Source organism: Kitasatospora sp. NE20-6, from assembly GCF_045862635.1.
In genome coordinates this window covers 1-19398 of the sequence record NZ_BPRL01000029.1, presented here as the reverse complement: position 1 = coordinate 19398, position 19398 = coordinate 1, and the positions used below count along the sequence as shown (strand labels likewise).

The 19398-nt window shown below is 75.6% G+C and carries 22 protein-coding genes; 14 read left to right on the top strand and 8 right to left on the bottom strand.

Annotated features, from left to right (window positions below):
* Positions 1 to 148: 148 nt before the first annotated feature.
* Positions 149 to 466 carry a hypothetical protein gene (locus tag SNE206_RS21320; RefSeq protein ID WP_407915052.1) on the bottom strand — a complete coding sequence of 106 codons (318 nt, stop codon included), beginning with the start codon at positions 464 to 466 and terminating at the stop codon, positions 149 to 151.
* A 115-nt stretch (positions 467 to 581) separates the two neighbouring features.
* On the opposite strand from SNE206_RS21320, the gene ligD reads away from it, so the two are divergent.
* The 5 genes from ligD (at position 582) to SNE206_RS21295 (ending at position 4173) form a co-directional block, all read left to right on the top strand.
* Entirely contained in the window at positions 582 to 1553 is a 972-nt protein-coding gene (gene ligD / locus SNE206_RS21315) for a non-homologous end-joining DNA ligase (protein WP_407915051.1), read from the top strand.
* Positions 1554 to 1704: 151 nt separating this feature from the next.
* Positions 1705 to 1896, top strand: a complete 192-nt coding sequence (locus tag SNE206_RS21310) for a YegP family protein (RefSeq protein ID WP_407915050.1) — start codon at positions 1705 to 1707, stop codon at positions 1894 to 1896.
* A 206-nt stretch (positions 1897 to 2102) separates the two neighbouring features.
* Entirely contained in the window at positions 2103 to 2660 is a 558-nt protein-coding gene (locus SNE206_RS21305) for a hypothetical protein (RefSeq protein ID WP_407915049.1), read from the top strand.
* A 113-nt stretch (positions 2661 to 2773) separates the two neighbouring features.
* Positions 2774 to 3733: an NUDIX domain-containing protein gene (locus SNE206_RS21300; RefSeq protein ID WP_407915048.1), complete on the top strand. Its 960-nt coding sequence runs from the start codon at positions 2774 to 2776 to the stop codon at positions 3731 to 3733.
* 59 nt (positions 3734 to 3792) lie between these two features.
* Positions 3793 to 4173, top strand: a complete 381-nt coding sequence (locus SNE206_RS21295) for a DUF6188 family protein (RefSeq protein ID WP_407915047.1) — start codon at positions 3793 to 3795, stop codon at positions 4171 to 4173.
* An 86-nt stretch (positions 4174 to 4259) separates the two neighbouring features.
* On the opposite strand, the gene SNE206_RS21290 is transcribed toward SNE206_RS21295, so the two are convergent.
* Complete coding sequence (locus tag SNE206_RS21290) at positions 4260 to 5273, bottom strand: zinc-dependent alcohol dehydrogenase (protein WP_407915046.1); 1014 nt, start codon at positions 5271 to 5273, stop codon at positions 4260 to 4262.
* Positions 5274 to 5588: 315 nt separating this feature from the next.
* On the opposite strand from SNE206_RS21290, the gene SNE206_RS21285 reads away from it, so the two are divergent.
* From SNE206_RS21285 to SNE206_RS21270, 4 genes are all read left to right on the top strand, one after another.
* On the top strand, positions 5589 to 6776 hold the full coding sequence (locus SNE206_RS21285) for a DUF5685 family protein (RefSeq protein ID WP_407915045.1): 1188 nt from the start codon (positions 5589 to 5591) through the stop codon (positions 6774 to 6776).
* 70 nt (positions 6777 to 6846) lie between these two features.
* On the top strand, positions 6847 to 7674 hold the full coding sequence (locus SNE206_RS21280; RefSeq protein WP_407915044.1) for a HEAT repeat domain-containing protein: 828 nt from the start codon (positions 6847 to 6849) through the stop codon (positions 7672 to 7674).
* Positions 7675 to 7875: 201 nt separating this feature from the next.
* On the top strand, positions 7876 to 9183 hold the full coding sequence (locus SNE206_RS21275; RefSeq protein WP_407915043.1) for a hypothetical protein: 1308 nt from the start codon (positions 7876 to 7878) through the stop codon (positions 9181 to 9183).
* 139 nt (positions 9184 to 9322) lie between these two features.
* Positions 9323 to 10117: a metal-dependent hydrolase gene (locus SNE206_RS21270; RefSeq protein WP_407915042.1), complete on the top strand. Its 795-nt coding sequence runs from the start codon at positions 9323 to 9325 to the stop codon at positions 10115 to 10117.
* 92 nt (positions 10118 to 10209) lie between these two features.
* Here the strand turns inward: SNE206_RS21270 and SNE206_RS21265 are convergent, their stop codons facing one another.
* On the bottom strand, positions 10210 to 10713 hold the full coding sequence (locus tag SNE206_RS21265; protein ID WP_407915041.1) for a metallophosphoesterase family protein: 504 nt from the start codon (positions 10711 to 10713) through the stop codon (positions 10210 to 10212).
* Positions 10714 to 10824: 111 nt separating this feature from the next.
* On the opposite strand from SNE206_RS21265, the gene SNE206_RS21260 reads away from it, so the two are divergent.
* Positions 10825 to 11193, top strand: a complete 369-nt coding sequence (locus tag SNE206_RS21260; RefSeq protein WP_407915040.1) for a MauE/DoxX family redox-associated membrane protein — start codon at positions 10825 to 10827, stop codon at positions 11191 to 11193.
* 289 nt (positions 11194 to 11482) lie between these two features.
* Here the strand turns inward: SNE206_RS21260 and SNE206_RS21255 are convergent, their stop codons facing one another.
* Positions 11483 to 11842 (bottom strand): STAS domain-containing protein, encoded by a 360-nt coding sequence (locus SNE206_RS21255; protein WP_407915039.1) that lies wholly within the window; start codon positions 11840 to 11842, stop codon positions 11483 to 11485.
* Positions 11843 to 11945: 103 nt separating this feature from the next.
* Between SNE206_RS21255 and SNE206_RS21250 the strand changes: the two genes are divergently transcribed.
* Both SNE206_RS21250 and SNE206_RS21245 read left to right on the top strand, forming a co-directional pair.
* A complete protein-coding gene (locus tag SNE206_RS21250) occupies positions 11946 to 12509 on the top strand; it encodes a helix-turn-helix domain-containing protein (protein WP_407915038.1) in 564 nt (187 codons plus the stop codon).
* 26 nt (positions 12510 to 12535) lie between these two features.
* Complete coding sequence (locus SNE206_RS21245) at positions 12536 to 13066, top strand: GNAT family N-acetyltransferase (RefSeq protein WP_407915037.1); 531 nt, start codon at positions 12536 to 12538, stop codon at positions 13064 to 13066.
* A gap of 134 nt (positions 13067 to 13200) precedes the next feature.
* Here SNE206_RS21245 and SNE206_RS21240 read toward each other — a convergent pair whose 3' ends face one another.
* The 3 genes from SNE206_RS21240 to SNE206_RS21230 all read right to left on the bottom strand — a co-directional run bounded on the left by SNE206_RS21240 (position 13201) and on the right by SNE206_RS21230 (position 16460).
* Positions 13201 to 14469 carry a sugar ABC transporter permease gene (locus SNE206_RS21240; RefSeq protein ID WP_407915053.1) on the bottom strand — a complete coding sequence of 423 codons (1269 nt, stop codon included), beginning with the start codon at positions 14467 to 14469 and terminating at the stop codon, positions 13201 to 13203.
* A gap of 65 nt (positions 14470 to 14534) precedes the next feature.
* Positions 14535 to 15314, bottom strand: coding sequence for an ATP-binding cassette domain-containing protein (locus SNE206_RS21235; protein WP_407915036.1), 780 nt, complete (start codon positions 15312 to 15314; stop codon positions 14535 to 14537).
* Between the two features lie 39 nt (positions 15315 to 15353).
* Complete coding sequence (locus SNE206_RS21230; RefSeq protein ID WP_407915035.1) at positions 15354 to 16460, bottom strand: sugar ABC transporter substrate-binding protein; 1107 nt, start codon at positions 16458 to 16460, stop codon at positions 15354 to 15356.
* A gap of 265 nt (positions 16461 to 16725) precedes the next feature.
* Here SNE206_RS21230 and SNE206_RS21225 point away from each other — a divergent pair, with 265 nt between their 5' ends.
* Positions 16726 to 17775 carry a GntR family transcriptional regulator gene (locus SNE206_RS21225; RefSeq protein WP_407915034.1) on the top strand — a complete coding sequence of 350 codons (1050 nt, stop codon included), beginning with the start codon at positions 16726 to 16728 and terminating at the stop codon, positions 17773 to 17775.
* 50 nt (positions 17776 to 17825) lie between these two features.
* On the opposite strand, the gene SNE206_RS21220 is transcribed toward SNE206_RS21225, so the two are convergent.
* Positions 17826 to 18467 carry a class I SAM-dependent methyltransferase gene (locus tag SNE206_RS21220; protein ID WP_407915033.1) on the bottom strand — a complete coding sequence of 214 codons (642 nt, stop codon included), beginning with the start codon at positions 18465 to 18467 and terminating at the stop codon, positions 17826 to 17828.
* A gap of 311 nt (positions 18468 to 18778) precedes the next feature.
* On the opposite strand from SNE206_RS21220, the gene SNE206_RS21215 reads away from it, so the two are divergent.
* A partial coding sequence (locus tag SNE206_RS21215; RefSeq protein ID WP_407915032.1) for a cupredoxin domain-containing protein occupies positions 18779 to 19398 on the top strand: 620 nt, incomplete at its 3' end.

Sequence of the window (19398 nt, the reverse complement as noted above, 5' to 3'; positions counted from 1 at the left end):
AAACTCCCGCCCGGGGGGGGGGGGCGCCCCCGGCGGGGGGCGGGGGGGGGGCCGGCCCCCCCCCCCCCCCACGGCGGGTACGTGCGGCGGGTGCAGCGGTTGCGGCGGGAGGTACGGCGGGTACGGCGGTTGCGGGGAAGGCCCGGGTTCAGGCCATCCGGTAGGTGTTCATGGCGCGCTGGCCGAAGAAGCGGCCGAGGAGCGCGACCGCGGTGATCGCCCACACCAGCGAGCAGAACGCGGTCATCCAGTTGGACGTCACCTGCACCATGCACATCAGCAGGCCCAGCGAGAGCGACACCAGGAAGATGACCGCCGACATGCTGGTGCCGAGGATCCAGTTGCGGAACCGGGTCGCCGGGCCGGGCCGGGCCCGCTCGGCACCGCCGCGCGGGCCGCCCTGCGCCCCGGCGGGCTGCGACACGACATCGGCCCGTGTGCTGCCGGGCGTGGGTGTGGGTTCCATCGGCGTGCTCCTTCCAGCGGCCGTCCCCCGTCCTCCACTGTCGCACTCGGCCGTCCCGGCGGCAGGGCGGCGCAGGCGGTTTCCGCCCGGGCGGCGGCCGGGTACCTGCGCAGACGTGCTGATCCGCCCCATGCTGGCGACGCCGAGCGGGCGCCGCGTGTTCGATCCCGGATGGCTGCTGGAGCGCAAGCTGGACGGCGTCCGCGCCGTCGCCGAGCGTGACGGCGGCAGCGTCCGCCTGGTGTCGCGCACCGGCCGGCCGATGGAGGGCGGCTACCCCGAGCTGGTGGCCGCCCTCGCGGCGCAGCCCGTCCCGCGGTTCGCGGTCGACGGCGAGATCGTCGCGTTCGACGCGTCGGGCCGGACGAGCTTCACCCGGCTGCAGCGCCGGATGCAGCTGCGCGACCCGCGGCGGGCCGCGGCGAGCGGGGTCCGGGTGTCGTACTTCCTCTTCGACCTGACCGCGCTGATGGGGCACGACACCACCGGCCTCACCCTGCTGGAGCGCAAGCAGCTCCTCCGCGAGTCGATCGGCTTCGACGATCCGCTGCACTTCACCGAGCACGTCCGCGCGGACGGGCCGGTCCCGCTCGCCGAGGCCTGCGCCCGCGGCTGGGAGGGCCTGGTCGCCAAGCGGGCGGACAGCCGGTACGTGCCGCAGCGTTCGCCGGACTGGCTGAAGCTGCCGTGCACGGTGGGGCAGGAGCTGGTGATCGGCGGGTTCACCGACCCGGGCGGACGGCGGTCCGGCTTCGGCGCCCTGCTGGTCGGGCACTACCGGGGCGGCCTGCTGCGGTACGCCGGCAAGGTCGGCACCGGCTTCGACACCGCGGGCCTGCACCGGCTGCGCGCGGAGCTCGACGCGCTGGCGCGGCCCGACCCGCCGTTCGCCGACCCGCCGGAGGAGGAGCCCCGGGCGCACTGGGTGCAGCCGCGCCTGGTCGCCCGGGTCGCGTTCACGGAGTGGACCCGCGACGGGCGGCTCCGCGCCCCGCGCTTCGAGGGGCTGCGCACCGACAAGCGCGCCGAGGACGTGGTGCGCGAGGACGTGGCCCGCGAGGACCCGCCGGAACCGCCCGCGCGCTGAGCGCACCGCGCAGGACCGCACCGCCCGTTCCCACCCGGTCCCCGCCCGGTCCCCGCCCGCCACACGGACGACCGACCCGGCATGCGGCCGCCCGTCGCCCGGCCTACGGTGCATCGGGAGGGGGCAACCGAGCGAGAGGTGAAGGACGGTCATGGCAGGAAAGTTCGAGCTGTACGTCGACGAGTCGGGCAACCACCGCTTCCGCCTGAAGGCGAGCAACGGCACGGTCGTCGTCACCGGCGACCCGGAGGAGTCGCGCGAGCAGTGCCTGAAGAGCATCGAGTCGCTGCGCAAGCTCGCGCCGTACGCGCAGCTCGCGGAGCCGGCCGGCGCGCAGGGCTGAGCCCCGCCGGACGGTGGACGGGCCGGTCGCCCCTCGGGGCGGCCGGCCCGTCCGTGTGCGTCGCACCGGCCCCGGCAGGCCGCATGGGATCTCCCCGAAAGCCTCACACCTGGCACCTGTCGGGCGTTCGGGTGCCGTGCGTAGGGTCCTGAGCAAGGTCGCGCCGACCCGCGCGAGAACCGAACCGGAAGATCCAGACGCCCCCCATGGACTACTGCGCACCGTGCCGCCGCCACCTCAACGGCGCACTGTCGTGCCCCGGGTGCGGAGCGCCCGCGGGCGCGCAGCCCCTGGACGCCACGACCGTGCTGCCCGCCACCGCCCCGTACGCGTCCACCGCCGCCGACCGGCGCGGCCGGCGCTCCCGTCGCGCCCGGCCGGCCGGACGGCGCCGGGCCGCCCTGCTGACCGCGGCCGGCCTCGCCCTGGGCGGGGCGGGTGTGCTGGCCCTGGCGGCACCCGACGGCAGCGGTGCGGCCCGCCCCGACACCGCGCCCGTGGAGGCGGCCGTGCCGTCCGCGAGCAGCACGCCCTCCGCCGCACCGGCCTCCACCTCGGCGGCACCGTCGCCCTCGGCCACGACCCGGAGCTCCCGGCCGGCCCCCTCCCGTTCCGCCACGTCGGTGCCCTCCTCCGCACGGCCGTCCGCCACCACCGGCGCCACCAGCCCGGCGCCGACCGCCACCGGCAGCGCCACGCCCAGCCGTTCCCCCGGCCACACCCCGTCGGCGAGCTGCAAGCCGGTGCTCTTCTGGTGCACCTGACCGGCCCCGCCCGGCGCTGACCGCGGCCCGCCCCGCGGAACCGCGCGTACGCTGCGGAGTGTCCTGGTTGCCGTCCGCACCGTCGGTGTGCGGACCACCGAAGGGGGCACGGCATGGGCGCGGCAGGCACCGGTTCCGATCCGCTGGCGGCGGCGGGCGTGCTCTTCCGGGACGACACCGGACGGCTGATGATCGTCCGGGCGGTGTACGAGGCCGAGCACCCCGTCGAGGTGCCGGGCGGCGGCTGGGAGACGGCGGACGCCACCCCGCGCGACACCGCCGTCCGCGAGCTGCTGGAGGAGATGGGGCTGCGCCCCGAACTGCGCGAGCTGGCCTGCGTCGACTGGTCGATCGGCGACCGCCGCCCGCCGATCGTCTCCTTCCTCTACTGGGCGGCCGCGCCCGGCGCCGAGGAGCTGGCCGCGATCCGCCTGCAGGAGGACGAGCTCGGCGGCTACGCCTTCGTGACACCCGACCAGGCCGCGTCCGCGCTGCCGCCGAACCTCTCCCGCCGGGTCATGGCGTGCCTGCGGGCGCCCGCCGGGACGGGCCCGGTCGAGCTGGAGGACAGCCTGCCGGCCGGGCAGAGCGCCGCCCTGCTGCCGCCCGGCCCCGTCCCGGCGTACACCAAGGCGGCCGGGCTGGCCCTCGCGGGCGGCGACCGGCCGCCCGTCGTCCCGCCGCTCGACCACGACACGTACATCGCCACCCGGCCGCGGATCCGCGCCGAGGCCGAGGTGCTGACCACCGGCCCGGACGGCCGCGCGCTCGCCGCCCGCACCACCGTCGCGGCCGACCGCGAGACCCCGCGCGGGGCCGCCGCGCGCCTGCTGCGCACCGCCTCCGGCGGCCCGCCGCCCGGCCGGCTGCTGGGCCTGGACTGGCTGCCGGGCGGCACCGGCTGCACCCGGCTCGTGTTCGTCTTCGACGGCGGCCCGACCGGTCCTGCCGGTCCGGTCGACGGCGCCGCACCCGCGACCGGGGCGCGGGCCGCCGCCTGCCTGGCACGCCGGGGGTCCGCCCGTGGCCCGATCGAGCTGGTCGACGGCGTGGCGCCGGACGGATCGGCATGACGCCGACAAGCGGGGGCGCCACAATGGACCGGCCAGTACCGCCACGCCGAGGAGGTTCCGTGGTCCACGAGATCGGGTCCGTGCTGACCGGCCGCCGGGTGGAGGCCGTGACGGCGACCGGCCGGCTGACGGTGGCGCTCTCCGGCGGCGTCGTGGTGACGGTGGAGAACGACTTCCGGCTGCGGACGGCCGCCGACGTCGAGCACTTCTACCCCGGCCTGACCCTGCCGCCCTCGGGCGCGCTCGCCGCCCTGGTCGGCGCCCGCATCGACAGCGCCTCCGTGACCCGCTCGGGCGGCCTGGAACTCGCCCTCGACCGGGGCCGCACGCTCTCCGTGCCGCCGGACACCGCCGGGCCCGGCAGCACCGGGGCCTGGCGGGTGTCCGGCCCGCAGGGGCCGCTGTTCACCGCCGAACCCGGCGGCTACCTGGCGGTCTGAGCGCGGGCCGGCCCCGGCCCGCGCTCGCCCACGCCCCGGGCTCACCGCCGGCCCGGCTCACCGTCGACCCGGACGGCAGGCCGGCCTCACCGCAGGTCGAAGACGAGCCGCGCCGCCACCGTGCCGGCGAGCACCTCCTCGAAGCAGGTGTTGACCTCCTCCAGCCGCCGGGATTCCCGCATCACGCGGGTCCGGCCCAGCGCGTGCAGCCGGAACACCTCCGCGAGGTCCTGCCGGGTGCCGACGATCGACCCCACCACCCGGGTGCCGTTCAGGACGGTCTCGAAGACCGGCAGTTCCAGCGTGCCGCCCGCGGGCAGCGCGACCAGCACCAGCGTGCCGCCGCGGCGCAGCGCGCCGTACGCCGCCCGGAAGGACTCGTTGCTGACCGCCAGCGCGATCGCGGAGTCCACGCCGCCGAGGCGCTGCACCTCCGCGGCGACGTCCGTGCCGCGGGCGTCGACGACGTGGTCGGCGCCCAGTTCGCGGGCGAGGGCGAGCTTCTCGTCGGTGACGTCGACGGCGACGGTCTCGGCACCCGCGAGGCGGGCGTACTGGAGCGCGAGGTGTCCGAGGCCGCCGATGCCGGAGACCAGTACGCGGCTGCCCGGCCGCGCCCCGCCGACCCGCACGGCCTTGTAGGTGGTGACCCCCGCGCAGGAGAGCGGGGCGGCGTCGAGCGGGTCGATGCCGTCCGGCACCGGCACCACGTAGTCGCCGTGCGCGAGCACGTACTCCGCGTACGCGCCGTCCACCGAGTAGCCGGAGTTGTGCTGCTCCGCGCAGAGGGTCTCCCAGCCCGAGACGCAGTGGTCGCAGCGGCCGCACGCGTCGGCGAGCCAGGGGACGGCCACGCGTTCGCCGACGCGTACGTGCCGCACCAGCGCACCGGCCTCCTCGACGACGCCCACGCCCTCGTGGCCGGGGACGAACGGCGGGGACGGCGTGACCGGCCAGTCGCCGCGCGCCGCGTGGATGTCGGTGTGGCACAGCCCGGAGGCCTCGACGCGCACCCGCACCTGGTGCGGCGCGGGCTCGGGAACGGGACGGTCCTCGATGGTGAGCGGCGCGGTGAAATCACGCACGACGGCGGCCTTCATGGGGGCGTCCTTCCGGTCGGGGACGACGAGGGACGATGAGGGACGGCAGCGGACGGCCACGGTGTCGGCTCCCGGGGGGAGCGGGCGAGGGACGGGGCACGGGTGCCGCGGCGCGGCCCGGTGCGTACGGCGATCGGTGCGCGTACGGCGGTCGGCGCGTACGGCGGTCGGCCGGCCGACCCACGCTAACCCGGACGGCGGCGCACCGCATGCGGGGAACCCGCAGGCCGGGGTACCGGCGACCCGGGCCGGCTGCCTAGGATGACGCGCGTTCGACCCCGGCCGACCGGCCGGGCGGGGGATCGAGGGGGAAGCGTGTTCGGAATCATCAGACCCTGTCGGCACAGCCTGTCCGAAGGACTGCGCAGCGCCTGGACGGCCCACCTGTGCGGCCTGTGCCTGGCGCTGCGCGACGACCACGGGCAGCTCGCCCGGTCCGCGACCAACTACGACGGCCTGGTGATCTCCGTCCTCGTCGAGGCGCAGAGCCCCCGGTCGGCGGGCGGGCGGCGGACGGCCGGGCCGTGCCCGCTGCGCGGGATGCGGACGGCGGAGGTGGCCAGGGGCGAGGGGGCGCGACTGGCCGCGGCGGTGTCGCTGGCCCTGGCCTCGGTGAAGATGCGCGACCACGTGCTCGACGCGGACGGGGTGTTCGCCCGCCGGCCGGTCGCCGCGGGCGCACGGGCGGTGGCCCGCCGGTGGGACCGGCAGAGCACGGGCGGCGGCGCGGGCCTCGGGTTCGACACCGCCGTGCTGCTCGACGCGGCCTCCCGGCAGGACGGGTTGGAGCGGTCGGCGGTGGCGGGGTCGTCCGTCCTGCTGGTGACCGAGCCCACAGAGACGGCCACGGCCGCGGCGTTCGCGCACACCGCCGTCCTCGCGGGGCGGCCCGCCCACGCCGGGCCGCTCGCGGAGGCGGGCCGCCTCTTCGGCCGGCTCGCGCACCTGGTGGACGCCGCGGAGGACCAGCAGGCCGACGCGGCAGCCGGGTCGTGGAACCCGCTGACCGCGACCGGCACCTCGCGGGCCGAGGCGGAGCGCCTCTGCCGGGACGCGGTGCACGGCATCCGACTGGCCCTGAAGGACGTCGAGTTCACCGACCGCGCGCTGGTGCACCGGCTGCTGGCCCACGAGACGGGGCTCGCGGTGGACCGGGTGTTCGGGCACGGCGCCGGCTGCGCGGTCGCGTCCGGCCCGTCCGGCGCCCACGGCCCTCACCCGGGCGGGCCGTTGACCGACGAGCCGCCCACTCCCCCGCCGCCGCAGCGCCGTTCGCCGCTGGCCGGCTGCGCGGTGTGGGCGGCGATGGCCTGCACGTGCCAACTGCTCTGCTGCGAACACGACGACCCGTTCTCGCGGCAGCGCCGGGAGGGCTTCTGCCAGCGCAACTGCGACTGCAGCGACTGCTGCGACGGGTGCGACTGCTGCGGCGACAGCTGCAACTGCTGCGGTGACGGCTGCTGCGACGGCTGCGACTGCTGTGCGTGCGACTGCAGCTGCTGACGACCGACCACCGGCCGCCGGCCCCGGCACCGCCCGGGGCCGGCGGGCGCCACGGCTAGGATCGCCGCCCATGGCGACCTTCGTGCACCTCACCCAGGCGGCCTCCGCGCCGCGGATCCGGCGGGCCGGCATCCGCGCGGAGAGCCGCGGCCGGGCGGACTCCCGCGACGGCGTGTTCTGCTTCCCCGTCCTGCGCTCCTGGACGATGACCCACCAGTGGCTGCGCGAACTCGCCCGGCAGGGCACCCGCGGCGGCATGGTCGCCGTGCAGATCCGGCTGCCCGACACGGAGCCGGTGACCGTCGGCCACTACGGCCGGCAGCCGCGCGGGGTGACCGCCGCGGAAGCCGTCCGGACCCTCGCGGCGATGGACGACCCGCGCGGCTGGGAGGTCTTCGTGCCGCGGGCGGTGACCGCCCGCGAGGTGCACCGCATCCGCGCGGTGCCGCAGGTCGCCGGCTGGCGGTACATGCCGAACGCGCACGGCCGGGTGCCGTGCACCTGCGCCGGATGCCGGGTCCGCGGCGAGTACGGTTCGCGCCGGCTGCGCGAGCGCCGTCCGCACGAGCTGGACGGGCCGCCGCCCCCGCCGCGGGTCCTGCTCGGACGGCTCGCCGCCGCGGGCACGCCCGGCGACCCGGCCGAACTCCGCGAGGTGCTGCGCTGGTTCGCGATGCGCCGGCGCGGGCCGGTGGACGCCGTCGCCCCGCTGGCCGGCCATCCCGACCCCGCGGTCCGGGAGGCCCTCGCCTGGGCGGTGGGCCGCTGGTCCACGCCGGGCGCCGCCGAACTGACCGACGTGCTGGCGGCCGACCCGGCGCCGGGCGTCCGGGAGGCCGCCGCGTACTGGCGCGAGGAGCGGGCGGAGCGCCTCCGGAGAGCCGGCGGCACGGGCTGACACCGTCCTGTGCGCCACCCGGCGACCCACCAGGCGACCCGTCCGGCCGCTGGACGGCGCCCGGACGGCGCCCGGATGTCACGAATCGGTCCCCGGACGGCGAACGGCCGTCGACGCCGGCCCCGCCCGGCCCCGCCCGCCGCCATGCTGGTTCGCGCACCGGGACGAGCGGGCCCGGGCCGGGAGGGACACGGGGGCGCCATGGACACCACGGGTGCACAGCGTGCGGCGGTCGGCACGGCCGACGTCCCGCCAGGCTGGGAGACGGCCGTGATCCGCTTCGGGCAGCACGTCGCGGACGCGCTCGGCATCCCCCTCAGGCTGGTCGGGGCCGACCCCGACACGGCGTTCGGCATGGTGGCCCTCCCCGTCCTGCTCCTCCTCGTGGTCCTCGCCACCCAACTGGGGACCATCGCCCGCGCCCTGGGCTCCCGCGACTTCTGGCGCGACGGCGGCCGGCTGACGGCGGTGCTCCAGCTCGGGCTGCTGGTCGTCGCGTACGCCTTCGCGAGCGGGCACCAGCAGCGGTCCTTCGGCACAGCCGTACGGGAGCTGGCGACCGGCCGGCTGCCCGACCTGCTGCCGCGGGCGGTGGCCACCCAGTGCGTGCTGCTGGGGGTGTTGTGGGTCGTCTTCGGCCTGCTGACGGGTGTCGACCGCCGGGCGCTGCTGGCGCCGTTCGCCGTCGTCCAGGACATGCTGCTGCTGGCCGCACTGATCGTGGGGTTCACCGTGGCCTGGATGGCGCCGCCGGACGGCCCGGGCCCGGCCGGTCTCGTACCGACCGCCGTCGCCGTGGCCGGGGTGCTCCTGGCGTACGGCTACCTCACCGCGGTCAACCGCACCCGGATCCTGCGCAGCCCCAGGGCGCTGCGGCAGCGCCGCGAGCTGCTGGAGCACGCCGCCCGGCAGAGCCCGGGCGACCCGGTGGTCGCGGCGATGGCCGCCCGGTCCCCCGCGCCTGCGGCGGCGGGGCCGCGGCGCAGCGTCTGGCTGCCCGCCCCACGGGTGGTCGCGGGGCTGACGCTGTTCTGGGCGGTCCTGCTCTGCGTGCCCGCCGGCGTCGCCGCGCTCGTCCTCCGGTCGGGGCGCTTCGGCACACCGACCCTGGGCGGTGTGCTGCGGGTCGAGGTGCTGGTGGTGGCCGTCCTGCTGCTGATCACGGCGGTGTCGTTCCGCCGCAGCCTGGACGACCGGGCCCGGGTGTCGCCGGCCGTGCCGGGGCTGCTCGACCTGAGCCTGCTCCTGTCCTCCGCGTGCCTCGCGCTGACGGCGGTCGTCCGCGCTCCCGTGCTGCTGGGCCCGGTGCCGCCCTGGCTGCTGGCGGTCGGCCCGCCGCTCGCCGTGGCGGCGCTGGTGTTCGTGCTGCGGGTGCGGCCGCACCGCCGGGTGACGCGCCGGTGGTCGCTGGTGCTGCCGGCGGCCCTTGCGGCGGCGGTGCTGGTGCTGCCGCTGCGTGGCGTGGTGACGCCGGTGTTCGACGGGCTGACCCGCGCGCTGGTGGGCTGACCCGGGGCGGTCAGGCCGTGGCGCCGGGTGCTGAACGGCTGTCAGGGGGTCCTCTCCACCGGTTTGACCTCCTCGGCTATGCTGCGCCCCGACCGGGCGCAGGATGCGTCCGAACTGCGGCGATGGGGTGGGAAGCACCATGATGGGACCGGCACACGCGCTCTCGGGCGCGACGGCCTGGCTGGCCGCAGGGGCGGCCGCGTACACCCTGGACCGGCCGATGCCGTGGCCGGTGCTGCTCGCGGGTGCACTGATATGCGCGGGCGCGGCGCTGGCTCCCGACCTCGACCACAAGGCGGCGACGGTGTCGCGGGCGTTCGGCCCGCTGTCGCGTGCCCTGTGCGAGGTGATCGACAAGCTCGGTGCGGCGACGTACAAGGCGACGCGCGGCAAGGGCGACCCGCGGCGCAACGGCGGTCACCGCACGCTGACGCACACCTGGTTGTGGGCGGCGCTGTCGGGCGCGGTGGCGGCCGGCTTCTCGGCGTACGGCGGGCGCTGGGGGGTGCTGGTGGTGCTGTTCATCCACATGGTGCTGGCCGTCGAGGGCCTGTTGTGGCGTCAGGCCCGGATGTCGAGCGACATCCTGGTGTGGCTGCTGGGTGCGACGAGCGCGTGGACGCTGGCGAGCGTGCTCGACAAGGCGGGCAACGGCTCGAACTGGCTGTTCGACCAGCCGGGCCAGGAGTACCTGTGGATCGGGCTGCCGGTGGCGCTCGGCTCCCTGGTGCACTGCCTGGGCGACGCGCTGACGGTGTCGGGCTGCCCGGTGCTGTGGCCGATCCCGATCGGCCGCCGGCGCTGGTACCCGCTGGGCCCGCCGAAGGTGATGCGGTTCCGCGCCGGCAGCTGGGTGGAGATCAAGGTTCTGATGCCGGTCTTCATGGGGCTGGGTGCACTCGGCGCGGTGGCGGCCCTCGGCTTCATCGGCTGACCCTGCCCGCCCCGGGCTCCGCGCCCGGCCCGACCTGACCCGACCTGACCTCCGCACCCTGCCCGCCCCGGGTCCGTCCCGCCGACGCGGTGTCAGGTCCCGGCCGGCAGCGGGTGGAGGGTGACCTCGGAGAGCCGTCCCCCGGTGATCCGCACGGTCATGTAGGTGCAGTGCGGCTGCCGGCGCCGGTCGGTGGGCGAGCCGGGGTTGAGCAGCCGCAGGCCGCCGGGGGCGGTGGTGTCCCACGGGATGTGGCTGTGGCCGAAGACGAGCACGTCGAGGTCCGGGTAGCGGTCGGCGCAGCGCTGTTCGCGGCCGCGGGCGGGCCCGGTCTCGTGGACGACGCCGAGGCGCAGCCCGTCGAGGTCGGCGCGGGCGGTTTCGGGGAGCCGTGCGCGGAGGTCCGGTCCGTCGTTGTTGCCGTGGACGGCCAGCAGGCGGCGGGCGCGGGCGTCCAGGAGGTCGAGGGTGGCGGTGTCGGTCCAGTCGCCGGCGTGCACCACGAGGTCGGCGGTGTCGACGGCGGCGAGCAGGCCGGCGGGCAGCCCGCGGGCACGGTCGGGCACGTGGGTGTCGGAGACGAGGACGAGGTGCACGTCCGCAGTCTGCCGTCCGGCGTGCCGCGCCGGGCGGCGGCTCGCCCTTCCGTCGGTACCGCCCGGACGCTACTGTCGGGTAACCAAGCCCGCCCGCCCGGAGGTGCAGTGATGCCAGGCCGCCCCCTGTCCGCCCGTCTTCTCGGCGGCCTGCTCGTCGCCGCCGGTGCGGCGCACTTCGCCACCCCCCGGACGTTCGACGCGATCGTGCCGCGTTCGCTGCCGGGCTCGCGCCGCTCCTGGACGTACGCGAGCGGGGTCGCGGAGCTGGCGGTCGGCGCGGCCGTGCTGGCCCCGCGGACGCGGGCGGTCGGCGCGCTCGCGGCGGCGGGCCTGTTCACGGCGGTGTTCCCGGCGAACGTGAAGATGGCGTACGACTGGCGCAACCGCCCCGAGCCGTGGCGCACGGTGGCGGTCGCCCGGCTGCCGCTGCAGGTGCCGCTGGTGCTGTGGGCGCTGCGGGTGCGGCGCGGGGCCTGACCGCCACCGCCGCACGGCTCCGGCAGCAGCTCGGCCCAGGGCTCACGGCCCAGGACGGGCTGCGCGAAGACGAGGGCCAGCAGGGCGTTCTGCCTCCGGGCGAGGCCGGCGGCGTACGCGACGGCGCGCCAGGACGCCTCGGAGCCGTCCGCCCCCGCGACGATCACCTCGGGCCCGTCGGTGCCGCGTTCGAAGCCTGCACCGGGCACGGGCAGCGGGCCGGCCGACATCTCCTCGCTCACGGCACGAGACTGTCCCCGCCGCACCGGCGCCTCCGGGCGGGGGCGGGTCAGCCGTCCGCCGCCGCGAGCGCCTCGGCGACGGTGCCGTAGAGGCGCAGCACCTCGTCGACGCCGGCGAGCGAGAGCAGCCCGGCGACGGACGGTCCGGCGGCGGCGAGCACGAACGAGCCGCCGAGCGTCTCGATCACCGAGCGGGCGCCGAGGAGCAGGTCGAGCCCTGCGGTGTCGCAGAAGGTCAGGGCGCTGCAGTCGACGACCAGCAGGCCGGGCGCGGTCGCGACGGCCTGTTCGAGGGCGCCGCGCAGGGGGGCCTCGCCGTCGCGGTCGAGTTCGCCCTCCGGCCGGACGACCACGCCGTGCGCCGACCGCTGCACCACCACGGTCAGCTGCCCGCCGTCCCCTGCCATCTCGCACTCCTCGCACCCGGCCCCGCGCCCCTCCACGATAGGTCGGCCGGGCCGGCGGGGCCCGGGGGAGGAGACCTCCCAAATTCGGGATAGAATCCCGAATATGAGATCCGATCCGACGGACCTGCGCCTCGCGGCCCGCCTCGCCGAACTCCGCACCGGACAGGGCTGGTCGCTGGACGAGCTCGCGCTGCGCGCCGACGTCAGCCGCTCCACCCTCTCCCGCCTGGAGCGCGCCGAGATCAGCCCGACCGCCGCCCTGCTGGGCCGGCTCTGCCGCGCGTACGGGCGGACGATGTCCCAGCTGCTGGCCGAGGTGGAGGAGGGTCTCGGCGGCCCGGTCCGCGCCGGCGAGCAGCCGGTGTGGACGGATCCGGACTCCGGGTTCGTCCGCCGCTCGGTCTCCCCGCCGCTCGCCGGGATGCGCGGCGAACTCGTGGAGGGCGTCCTTCCGCCGGGCGCCCGGATCTCCTACGACGGCCCGTCGGTCGCCGGCCTGGAGCAGCACCTGTGGCTGCTCTCCGGGCGGCTGGAGCTGACCGTCCAGGACACCACCCACCGCCTGGACGCCGGCGACTGCCTGCGCTTCCGCCTCTGGGGGCGGTCGGCGTTCCACTGCCCCGGGCCGGAGCCGGCCCGGTACGCCCTGGCCCTGATCCTGCCGTGACGACACCCCTGCAAGGAGCGTGACCCGTGCCCGCACCCGGACTCCTCACCGCATCAGGGCTGGAGGCGGCCGCCCCGGCCCTCGCCGGGCTGCTGCTGGACGCCGTCCGCGGCGGCGCCTCCGTCGGCTTCCCGGCCGGACTGACCCCCGAGGCGGCGACCGCCTGGTGGCGCGGCCGGGCCCCGGCCGTCGCCGAGGGCCGGCTGCTCGTCTGGTCGGCCGGGGAGCCCGGCCGTCCGACGGGCACGGTCAGCCTGGCGCTGGAGCAGCTGCCGAACGGCGCGCACCGCGCCGAGGTCTCGAAGCTGCTGGTGCACAGCGGGGCCCGGGGCAGGGGCCTGGGCCGCGCCCTGCTCGCGGTGGCCGAACGGGCGGCCGCCGCGCACGACCGCACCCTGCTCCTCCTCGACACGGAGACCGGCAGCGGCGCCGAGCACCTGTACCGCTCCGCGGGCTGGACGCCGCTGGGCACGGTGCCCGGCTACGCGACCGACCCGGGCGGCACCCTGCGCGGCAGCACGTTCTTCTTCAAGCACCTCACCGCCACGGACGCCTGAACCCGCCCGCCGCGAACGGCCCCACCGCACCGGACACGGCACCCCGACCCCACCGTCCCGGGCACGGCGAACGGCCCCTCCCGCCTCGTCCGTCGGGGACGCCGCAGGAGGGGCCGCACGGGCCTGGCCGGAGGTCAGGCCCGGCCGGCCGCCTGCTGGGTGCGGCGCGACAGCGAGTCGATGACGACCGCCGCGAGCAGCACCGCACCGGTGATCATGAACTGGAGGGCGTTGCTCAGGCCCTGGATGTTCATGCCGGACTGGATCGAGCCGATCACCAGCGCACCGAGCAGCGCCGACCACGTCTTGCCGCGGCCGCCGAAGAGGCTGGTGCCGCCGATGACGGCCGCCGCGATGGCGTTCATCAGGAGGTTGCCGCCGCCGGACGTCTGGCTGGCCGACTGGATCTGGGCGGCGAGGAAGAGACCGCCGACGGCCGCCATGGTCGACGTGATCATGAAGACCGAGATCCGGATCCACGACACGTTGATACCGGCCCGCCGGGCGCCCTCGATGTTGCCGCCGAGCGCGAAGATCTGCCGCCCGTAGGTGGTGCGCCGGAGGACGAAGTCGAGCACGATGATGAAGATCAGGAAGATCAGCAGCGCCAGCGGCAGACCCTTGTACTGGTTGAGCGTGTACGCCGCGAGGAACGACACGATCGCGATCAGCCCGGTGCGCACGGCGATGTCCGTCATCGGCCGGGAGGGCACGCCCGCGGCCTGCCGCCGGCGCGCGTCGTACAGCGAGGCGCCGAGGAAGAGCAGCACACCGGCCGCGGCCGCACCGTAGGCCGCGGCCTGCTGTCCGTAGATGGTGGAGTAGAGCCTGGAGACGATGTCCGTGCCGGGCAGGTTGATCGTGCCCTGGCTGCCGAGGATCTGCAGCATCAGGCCGTTCCAGCCGAGGTTGCCCGCCAGGGTGACGACGAAGGCCGGCACGCCGACCTTCGCGAAGAAGAACCCCTGGATCAGACCGACGACGGCGCCGCCTGCGAGCGCGCACAGCAGCGCCACCCACTGGTTGACGCCGTGGGTGACGCTCATGACCGCGAAGATCGCGGCGCAGAGGCCGCTGACCGAGCCGACGGACAGGTCGATCTCGCCGAGCAGCAGCACGAACACCACGCCGATGGCGATCATGCCCGTGCCGACGATCTGCTGGGAGAGGTTGGAGAGGTTCTGCGCCGACAGGAAGCTGGAGTTGAGGCTGCCGAAGACCGCCCAGATGACGATCAGGGCGACGATGACGGGCAGCGATCCGAGGTCGCCGCTGCTGATGCGGCGGCGGAACTCCTGGACGTATCCGGCCAGGCCCTGCTGGCGGACGATCAGCCGCGGGTCGACCACCGGGGTGGCGGCCGCCGCCACCTCGACGGGGGCGTTGACACCGCCCTTGGGCATGCTGTCCTCGGGCAGCGGACCGCGTTCGTGTCCTTCTCGGCCGGTTCCGCCGGTGGGGTCGTCGGTCACTGCTGTCCCTCCTGTCCACGGTCTCTGCGACGGGTCACGGCGTTGTCCGTGGCACCGGTGATGGCGGAGATGATCTCCTCCTGGTTGGTGCCGTCGCGGTCGAAGACACCGTTGTTACGGCCGAGGCGCAGCACCGCGACCTTGTCGGAGACCGCCATGACGTCGGCCATGTTGTGACTGATGAGGATGACGCCGAGGCCGCGGTCGCGCAGGCGCTCGACCAGGTCGAGCACCTGCGCGGTCTGCTCGACGCCGAGGGCGGCGGTGGGCTCGTCGAGGATGACGACCTTGGGGTCGCCGACCAGTGCACGGGCGATCGCGACCGTCTGGCGCTGGCCGCCGGAGAGGGAGGCGATCGGGATCCGCACGCTCGGGATGCGGATGGAGAGGGTGCTGAGCAGTTCGCGCGAGCGCTTCTCCATCGCGACCTCGTCGAGGATCGCCATCCTCTTGATCTCACGGCCGAGGAAGAGGTTGGCCACCACGTCCAGGTTGTCGCAGAGCGCGAGGTCCTGGTAGACGGTGGCGACGCCGAGCTGCTGGGCGTCCTGCGGGCGGTGGATGCTCGCCCGCCTGCCCTCCCACTCGATGACGCCGTCGTCGGGCACGTAGACGCCCGCGATCGCCTTGACCAGGGTGGACTTGCCGGCACCGTTGTCACCGACGAGGGCGACGACTTCTCCGGCTCGCACCTCCAGTTCGACGTCGGTCAGTGCCTGCACGGCGCCGAACCGCTTGGAGACCCCGCGCAACGCCAGGACGGGTGGGCCTTCCACGGAACATCAACTCCTTCTGGGTCGACCGGTTCGGGGCGGTTACTGGAGGCCCGCCTCCTTGCACGCGGCCGCGTAGTCGGCGGTGCAGATCTGCTCGACGGTGTAGAGGCCGTCCTTGACCACGGTGTCGTTGATGTTGTCCTTGGTGAGCACGATCGGCGTGATGAGGTTGGCCGGGACCTTCTGGCCGCTGCCGCTGGTCGCGGTGGTCGGGACGTCGGTCGGCGTGAGCGAGGTGCCGTTGGCGAACGCCGCGACGATGTTCGCCGTGGCCTCGGCCTCGGGCCCGTACGGCTTGTAGATCGACATGGTCTGGGTGCCGACGAGGATGCGCTGGACGCCGTCGAGCTGGGCGTCCTGGCCGGTCAGCGGGACGCTGATGTTGGCGGCCTTGAGGGCGGTCGCGGCACCGGCGGCCATGCCGTCGTTGGCGGAGTAGACGCCGACCAGGTTGGGTGCGCCGATCGCGGTGATGCCGGCGGCGGTCTCCTGGTTGGCGGTCACCGGGTCCCAGTTGGGGGTGTCGTACTCCTTGCCGATCTTCAGCTTGCCGTCGATCGCGCTGTGCGCGCCGGCCTTGAACTGGCCGGCGTTGGGGTCGGTCGGCGAGCCGTTGATCATGATGATCGAGCCCTTGCTCGCGTTGTCGCCGACCGCCGCGACGAGGGCCTCGCCCTGGAGCTGTCCGACCTTGTAGTTGTCGAACGAGACGTAGGCGTCGACCGGACCCTGGGCCAGGCGGTCGTAGGCGATGACCTTGGCGCCGGCGTCGTGGGCCTTCTGCACGGAGGCCTGGATGGACTTGGAGTCGACCGCGTCGAGGACGAGGATGGTGTTGCCCTTGGTGAGGGCGGTGTCCACCTGGGTCTGCTGGAGCGTCGCGTCCTGGTTGGCGTTGTAGTAGTCGATCTGCGCGCCGGGCACGAGCTTCTTGATGTTGGCCTCGAGCAGCGGCTTGTCGAACTGCTCGTAGCGGGTGGTCTTGGACTCGGGGAGCAGCAGACCGATCTTGACGTTGCCACCGGCCGAGGCGGACCCGGAGGCCGTGGAACCGGTCGATTCCTTGGCACTTCCGCAGGCGGCCATACCGAGACCGACGGAAGCCGCCGTGGCGGCGATGACGAGCTGACGGACAACGAGCTTCACTGGACAGCCTCTCACTCGATCTCACCCCCGGATCCGAGTCTGCGAGCGTTCCACCGGTGCCGCGACACCGGCTGGGCCAATGTGCCCCGTAAGATCGCCCGTTCGGCCGCACCCCGCGCGCGGTGCAGGTCGGACGGCCCGGCCCCGGCGGACCCGCACCGGAGATTCACCGGGCGTCGACCAATGGTCCAGACCAGTGCCCTATGCTGACGGTGCACGGTCATGAGGTGGCGCTACGACACGGGCCAGTGGGGGTCTGCTCGGCATGCCTGGACAACGGACGACGCGCCGCCCGGCGGCGTACCTGGACATCGCGAACGATCTCGGCGAGGGCATCAGGGCGGGGAGACTGCCCGCCGGGCAGAACCTGCCCTCCGAACGCCGGCTCGCCGCCGCCTACGGGGTGAACCGCCAGACGGTGCGCTCCGCCCTGCAGCACCTGAGGGCCCAGGGCTGCGTGGCCGTCGACCGTCTCGGCACGTACGTGCTGGCGGAGCGCGACGGACGCGCCGTACGCCCCTCGCTGAGCCGGGTGCCCGCACACGGATTCCCCGGCTCGCTGCTCGGCACCGCCCGGGCGGTCGACGGCCGCGGCCGGCTGCTGCGCCGGCCGCCGGAGCCCTGGGCCGCGGCCGCCCTGGAACTCCCGGCCGGGCGGGCGGCCCTGACCTACGAACACCGGCTGCAGGACCCCGACGGGCGGCCCCTGCAGGACGCCGCCTGCTGGTTCGCCCCCGCGCTGGTGATGCTGCTGCCCCAGCTCGGACGGGCCGCCTTCGCCCTCGACGAGAGCCGCGAGGAGGAGGATGCCGGCGCCCGGCTCGGCGACCTCTACGTGTGGGCCGCGATGGCCGGACTACGGCTGCGGGCCGCCGACACCGTCCACCTCGCCCGGGCCGCCGGCCCCCGCACCCCGCCCGCCCGGCTGGAGGTCCGGCGCACCGTCGCCGACCAGCACGGGCGGCCCCTCGTCGGCACGGTCTTCCGGATCGGCGACGAGGACGTCGAGCTCCGGTACGCCGACAGCCAGGCGATCCTGGCCGGTGAACGGCCGCCGCGCCCGACCGCCGGGGCGTACCGGATCGGCGAACCGGACCGCGCGGTGCTGCACTCGTGGGCCTCGCCCAACGCGCCGGACCGCGGGCTCGCCCTGCGCGCCCGGATCGTGCTGGCCTGCGAACGGGCCTCCGCCACGGAGGCGGCCCGCCGGCTCGGGCACTCCGCGGAGCTGGTCGCCGCCTGGCGCGACCGCTACCGCGCGGGCGGCCTGCTCGCACTGGAGTCGTCGCCGCGCGGCGCCCGGCAGCCGCACTGACACCGCGCGGCGCCACCCGCACACCGGGCACCGGGCACCGGGCACCGGGGTCAGAACGGGCCGGTCGCCGCCGGCCGGTGCAGCCGGACGAGGGCGTCGACCGCCTCGCCCGCCGTGCCGTGGCCGTCGGGGGCGGGGACGGCACGGCGCACCCGCTCGGCGCGGACGGTCTCCAGGCCGAGGCCGTCGAGGTCGGCGAGCACGTCCTCCGGGGTGAAGAGCACCCGGGCGTCCTGCGGGCCGCCGACGCCCTCCGTGAGGTTGGAGGTGTCGTGGCCGACGACGAGCAGCGTGCCGCGCGGCGCCAGCGAGGCCGCGGCCAGGCGCAGGAGGGTGCGCCGGTCGGCGGCGGGCAGGTGGAGGTAGACGACCAGCACGAGGTCGAAGCCGTCCCGGACCGGCGGGTGGGTGAGGACGTCCGCCTCGACCCAGGCGATCCGGTCGGCGGCGTCCGCGGGCAGGCCGGAGGCGAGGGCGCGGCCGCGCTCCAGGGCGACCTGGGAGAAGTCGACGGCGACGGCCTGCCAGCCGCGGCCGACGAGCCAGATGCTGTTGCGGCCCTCCCCCGCGGCGAGGTCCAGGGCGCGGCCCGGCGCCAGCTCCTCGCACTCGCGGACGACCCAGCGGTTGGGGGCGGCGCCCCAGACCGGCTCCTCCGCGCGGTAGCGGTCGTCCCATGCCTGACTGTCCATCGGTGGCCTCCCGGGCGTCGGAGTCTCCGAGCGTACGCGCGGCGGCGGTATGACCTTGGTAACCCCGGCCGGGGCCGGCGGCGCCGACGGGTGACGCCGTCCCGGCCGGCGACCGGCACGGAGGGCAGACGAACGATCGTTCCGCCACGCTGCAGGCGGGCTCCGCGGCGCTCCCGGCGGGCGGGGAAAGCAGCCTGGTCACAGGAGGGTTCCGGTCCCCCGCCTGACGGTCCGAAAGGTTGTTAGGTTAGGCTTTCTTGCCCTACTGTCTGCGTGCCGGAAGCCCGTCCCCCGCTCACTCGGAGTACGCCATGTCTGCCCGCCGCACCACCGCCGCGACCCTCCTCACCCTGGCCGTGGCAGGGGCCGCTCTGGCCGGTTGCTCCACCAAGGACGAGGCCGCCTCGGCCGACGCGGTCCAGGTGAACGCCACGGACACCGCCTGCGAGGTGTCGCGGACGACCTTCCCGGCCGGCGCCGTCGAGTTCGCCGTGCACAACAAGGGCTCCAAGAGCACCGAGGTCTACGTCTACGCCGCCGGCGACAAGATCGTCACCGAGCGCGAGAACATCGGCCCCGGCACCAGGGTCACCATCCACGCCGAGATCAAGGCCGGCGCGTACGAGATCGCCTGCAAGCCCGGCATGACCGGCGACGGCATCCGGCAGAAGATCACCGTCACCGGCACGGGCGACGCCGCCGCCCCCAAGGCCGACGCCCGGCTGGAGGCCGCGGTCGCCGCCTACCGGACCTACGCGCAGGAGCAGGCCGACGCGACGATCCCGGTCGTCGAGCAGTTCGCCGCCGCGATCAGGGCCGGCGACACGGAGAAGGCCAAGTCGCTGTTCGCGCCGTCCCGCGTGGGCTGGGAGCGCACCGAGCCGATCGCCGAGAGCTTCGGCGACATCGACCCGAAGACCGACGTCCGCGA

What these genes read in the sequence shown, in the direction of transcription:
- SNE206_RS21320 (WP_407915052.1), bottom strand. Translation starts at nt 466, where the DNA reads ATGGAACCCACACCCACGCCCGGCAGCACACGGGCCGATGTCGTGTCG.
- SNE206_RS21310 (WP_407915050.1), top strand. Translation starts at nt 1,705, where the DNA reads ATGGCAGGAAAGTTCGAGCTGTACGTCGACGAGTCGGGCAACCACCGC.
- SNE206_RS21305 (WP_407915049.1), top strand. Translation starts at nt 2,103, where the DNA reads ATGGACTACTGCGCACCGTGCCGCCGCCACCTCAACGGCGCACTGTCG.
- SNE206_RS21300 (WP_407915048.1), top strand. Translation starts at nt 2,774, where the DNA reads ATGGGCGCGGCAGGCACCGGTTCCGATCCGCTGGCGGCGGCGGGCGTG.
- SNE206_RS21290 (WP_407915046.1), bottom strand. Translation starts at nt 5,273, where the DNA reads ATGAAGGCCGCCGTCGTGCGTGATTTCACCGCGCCGCTCACCATCGAG.
- SNE206_RS21280 (WP_407915044.1), top strand. Translation starts at nt 6,847, where the DNA reads ATGGCGACCTTCGTGCACCTCACCCAGGCGGCCTCCGCGCCGCGGATC.
- SNE206_RS21275 (WP_407915043.1), top strand. Translation starts at nt 7,876, where the DNA reads ATGGACACCACGGGTGCACAGCGTGCGGCGGTCGGCACGGCCGACGTC.
- SNE206_RS21270 (WP_407915042.1), top strand. Translation starts at nt 9,323, where the DNA reads ATGATGGGACCGGCACACGCGCTCTCGGGCGCGACGGCCTGGCTGGCC.
- SNE206_RS21260 (WP_407915040.1), top strand. Translation starts at nt 10,825, where the DNA reads ATGCCAGGCCGCCCCCTGTCCGCCCGTCTTCTCGGCGGCCTGCTCGTC.
- SNE206_RS21255 (WP_407915039.1), bottom strand. Translation starts at nt 11,842, where the DNA reads ATGGCAGGGGACGGCGGGCAGCTGACCGTGGTGGTGCAGCGGTCGGCG.
- SNE206_RS21250 (WP_407915038.1), top strand. Translation starts at nt 11,946, where the DNA reads ATGAGATCCGATCCGACGGACCTGCGCCTCGCGGCCCGCCTCGCCGAA.
- SNE206_RS21240 (WP_407915053.1), bottom strand. Translation starts at nt 14,469, where the DNA reads ATGCCCAAGGGCGGTGTCAACGCCCCCGTCGAGGTGGCGGCGGCCGCC.
- SNE206_RS21225 (WP_407915034.1), top strand. Translation starts at nt 16,726, where the DNA reads ATGCCTGGACAACGGACGACGCGCCGCCCGGCGGCGTACCTGGACATC.
- SNE206_RS21220 (WP_407915033.1), bottom strand. Translation starts at nt 18,467, where the DNA reads ATGGACAGTCAGGCATGGGACGACCGCTACCGCGCGGAGGAGCCGGTC.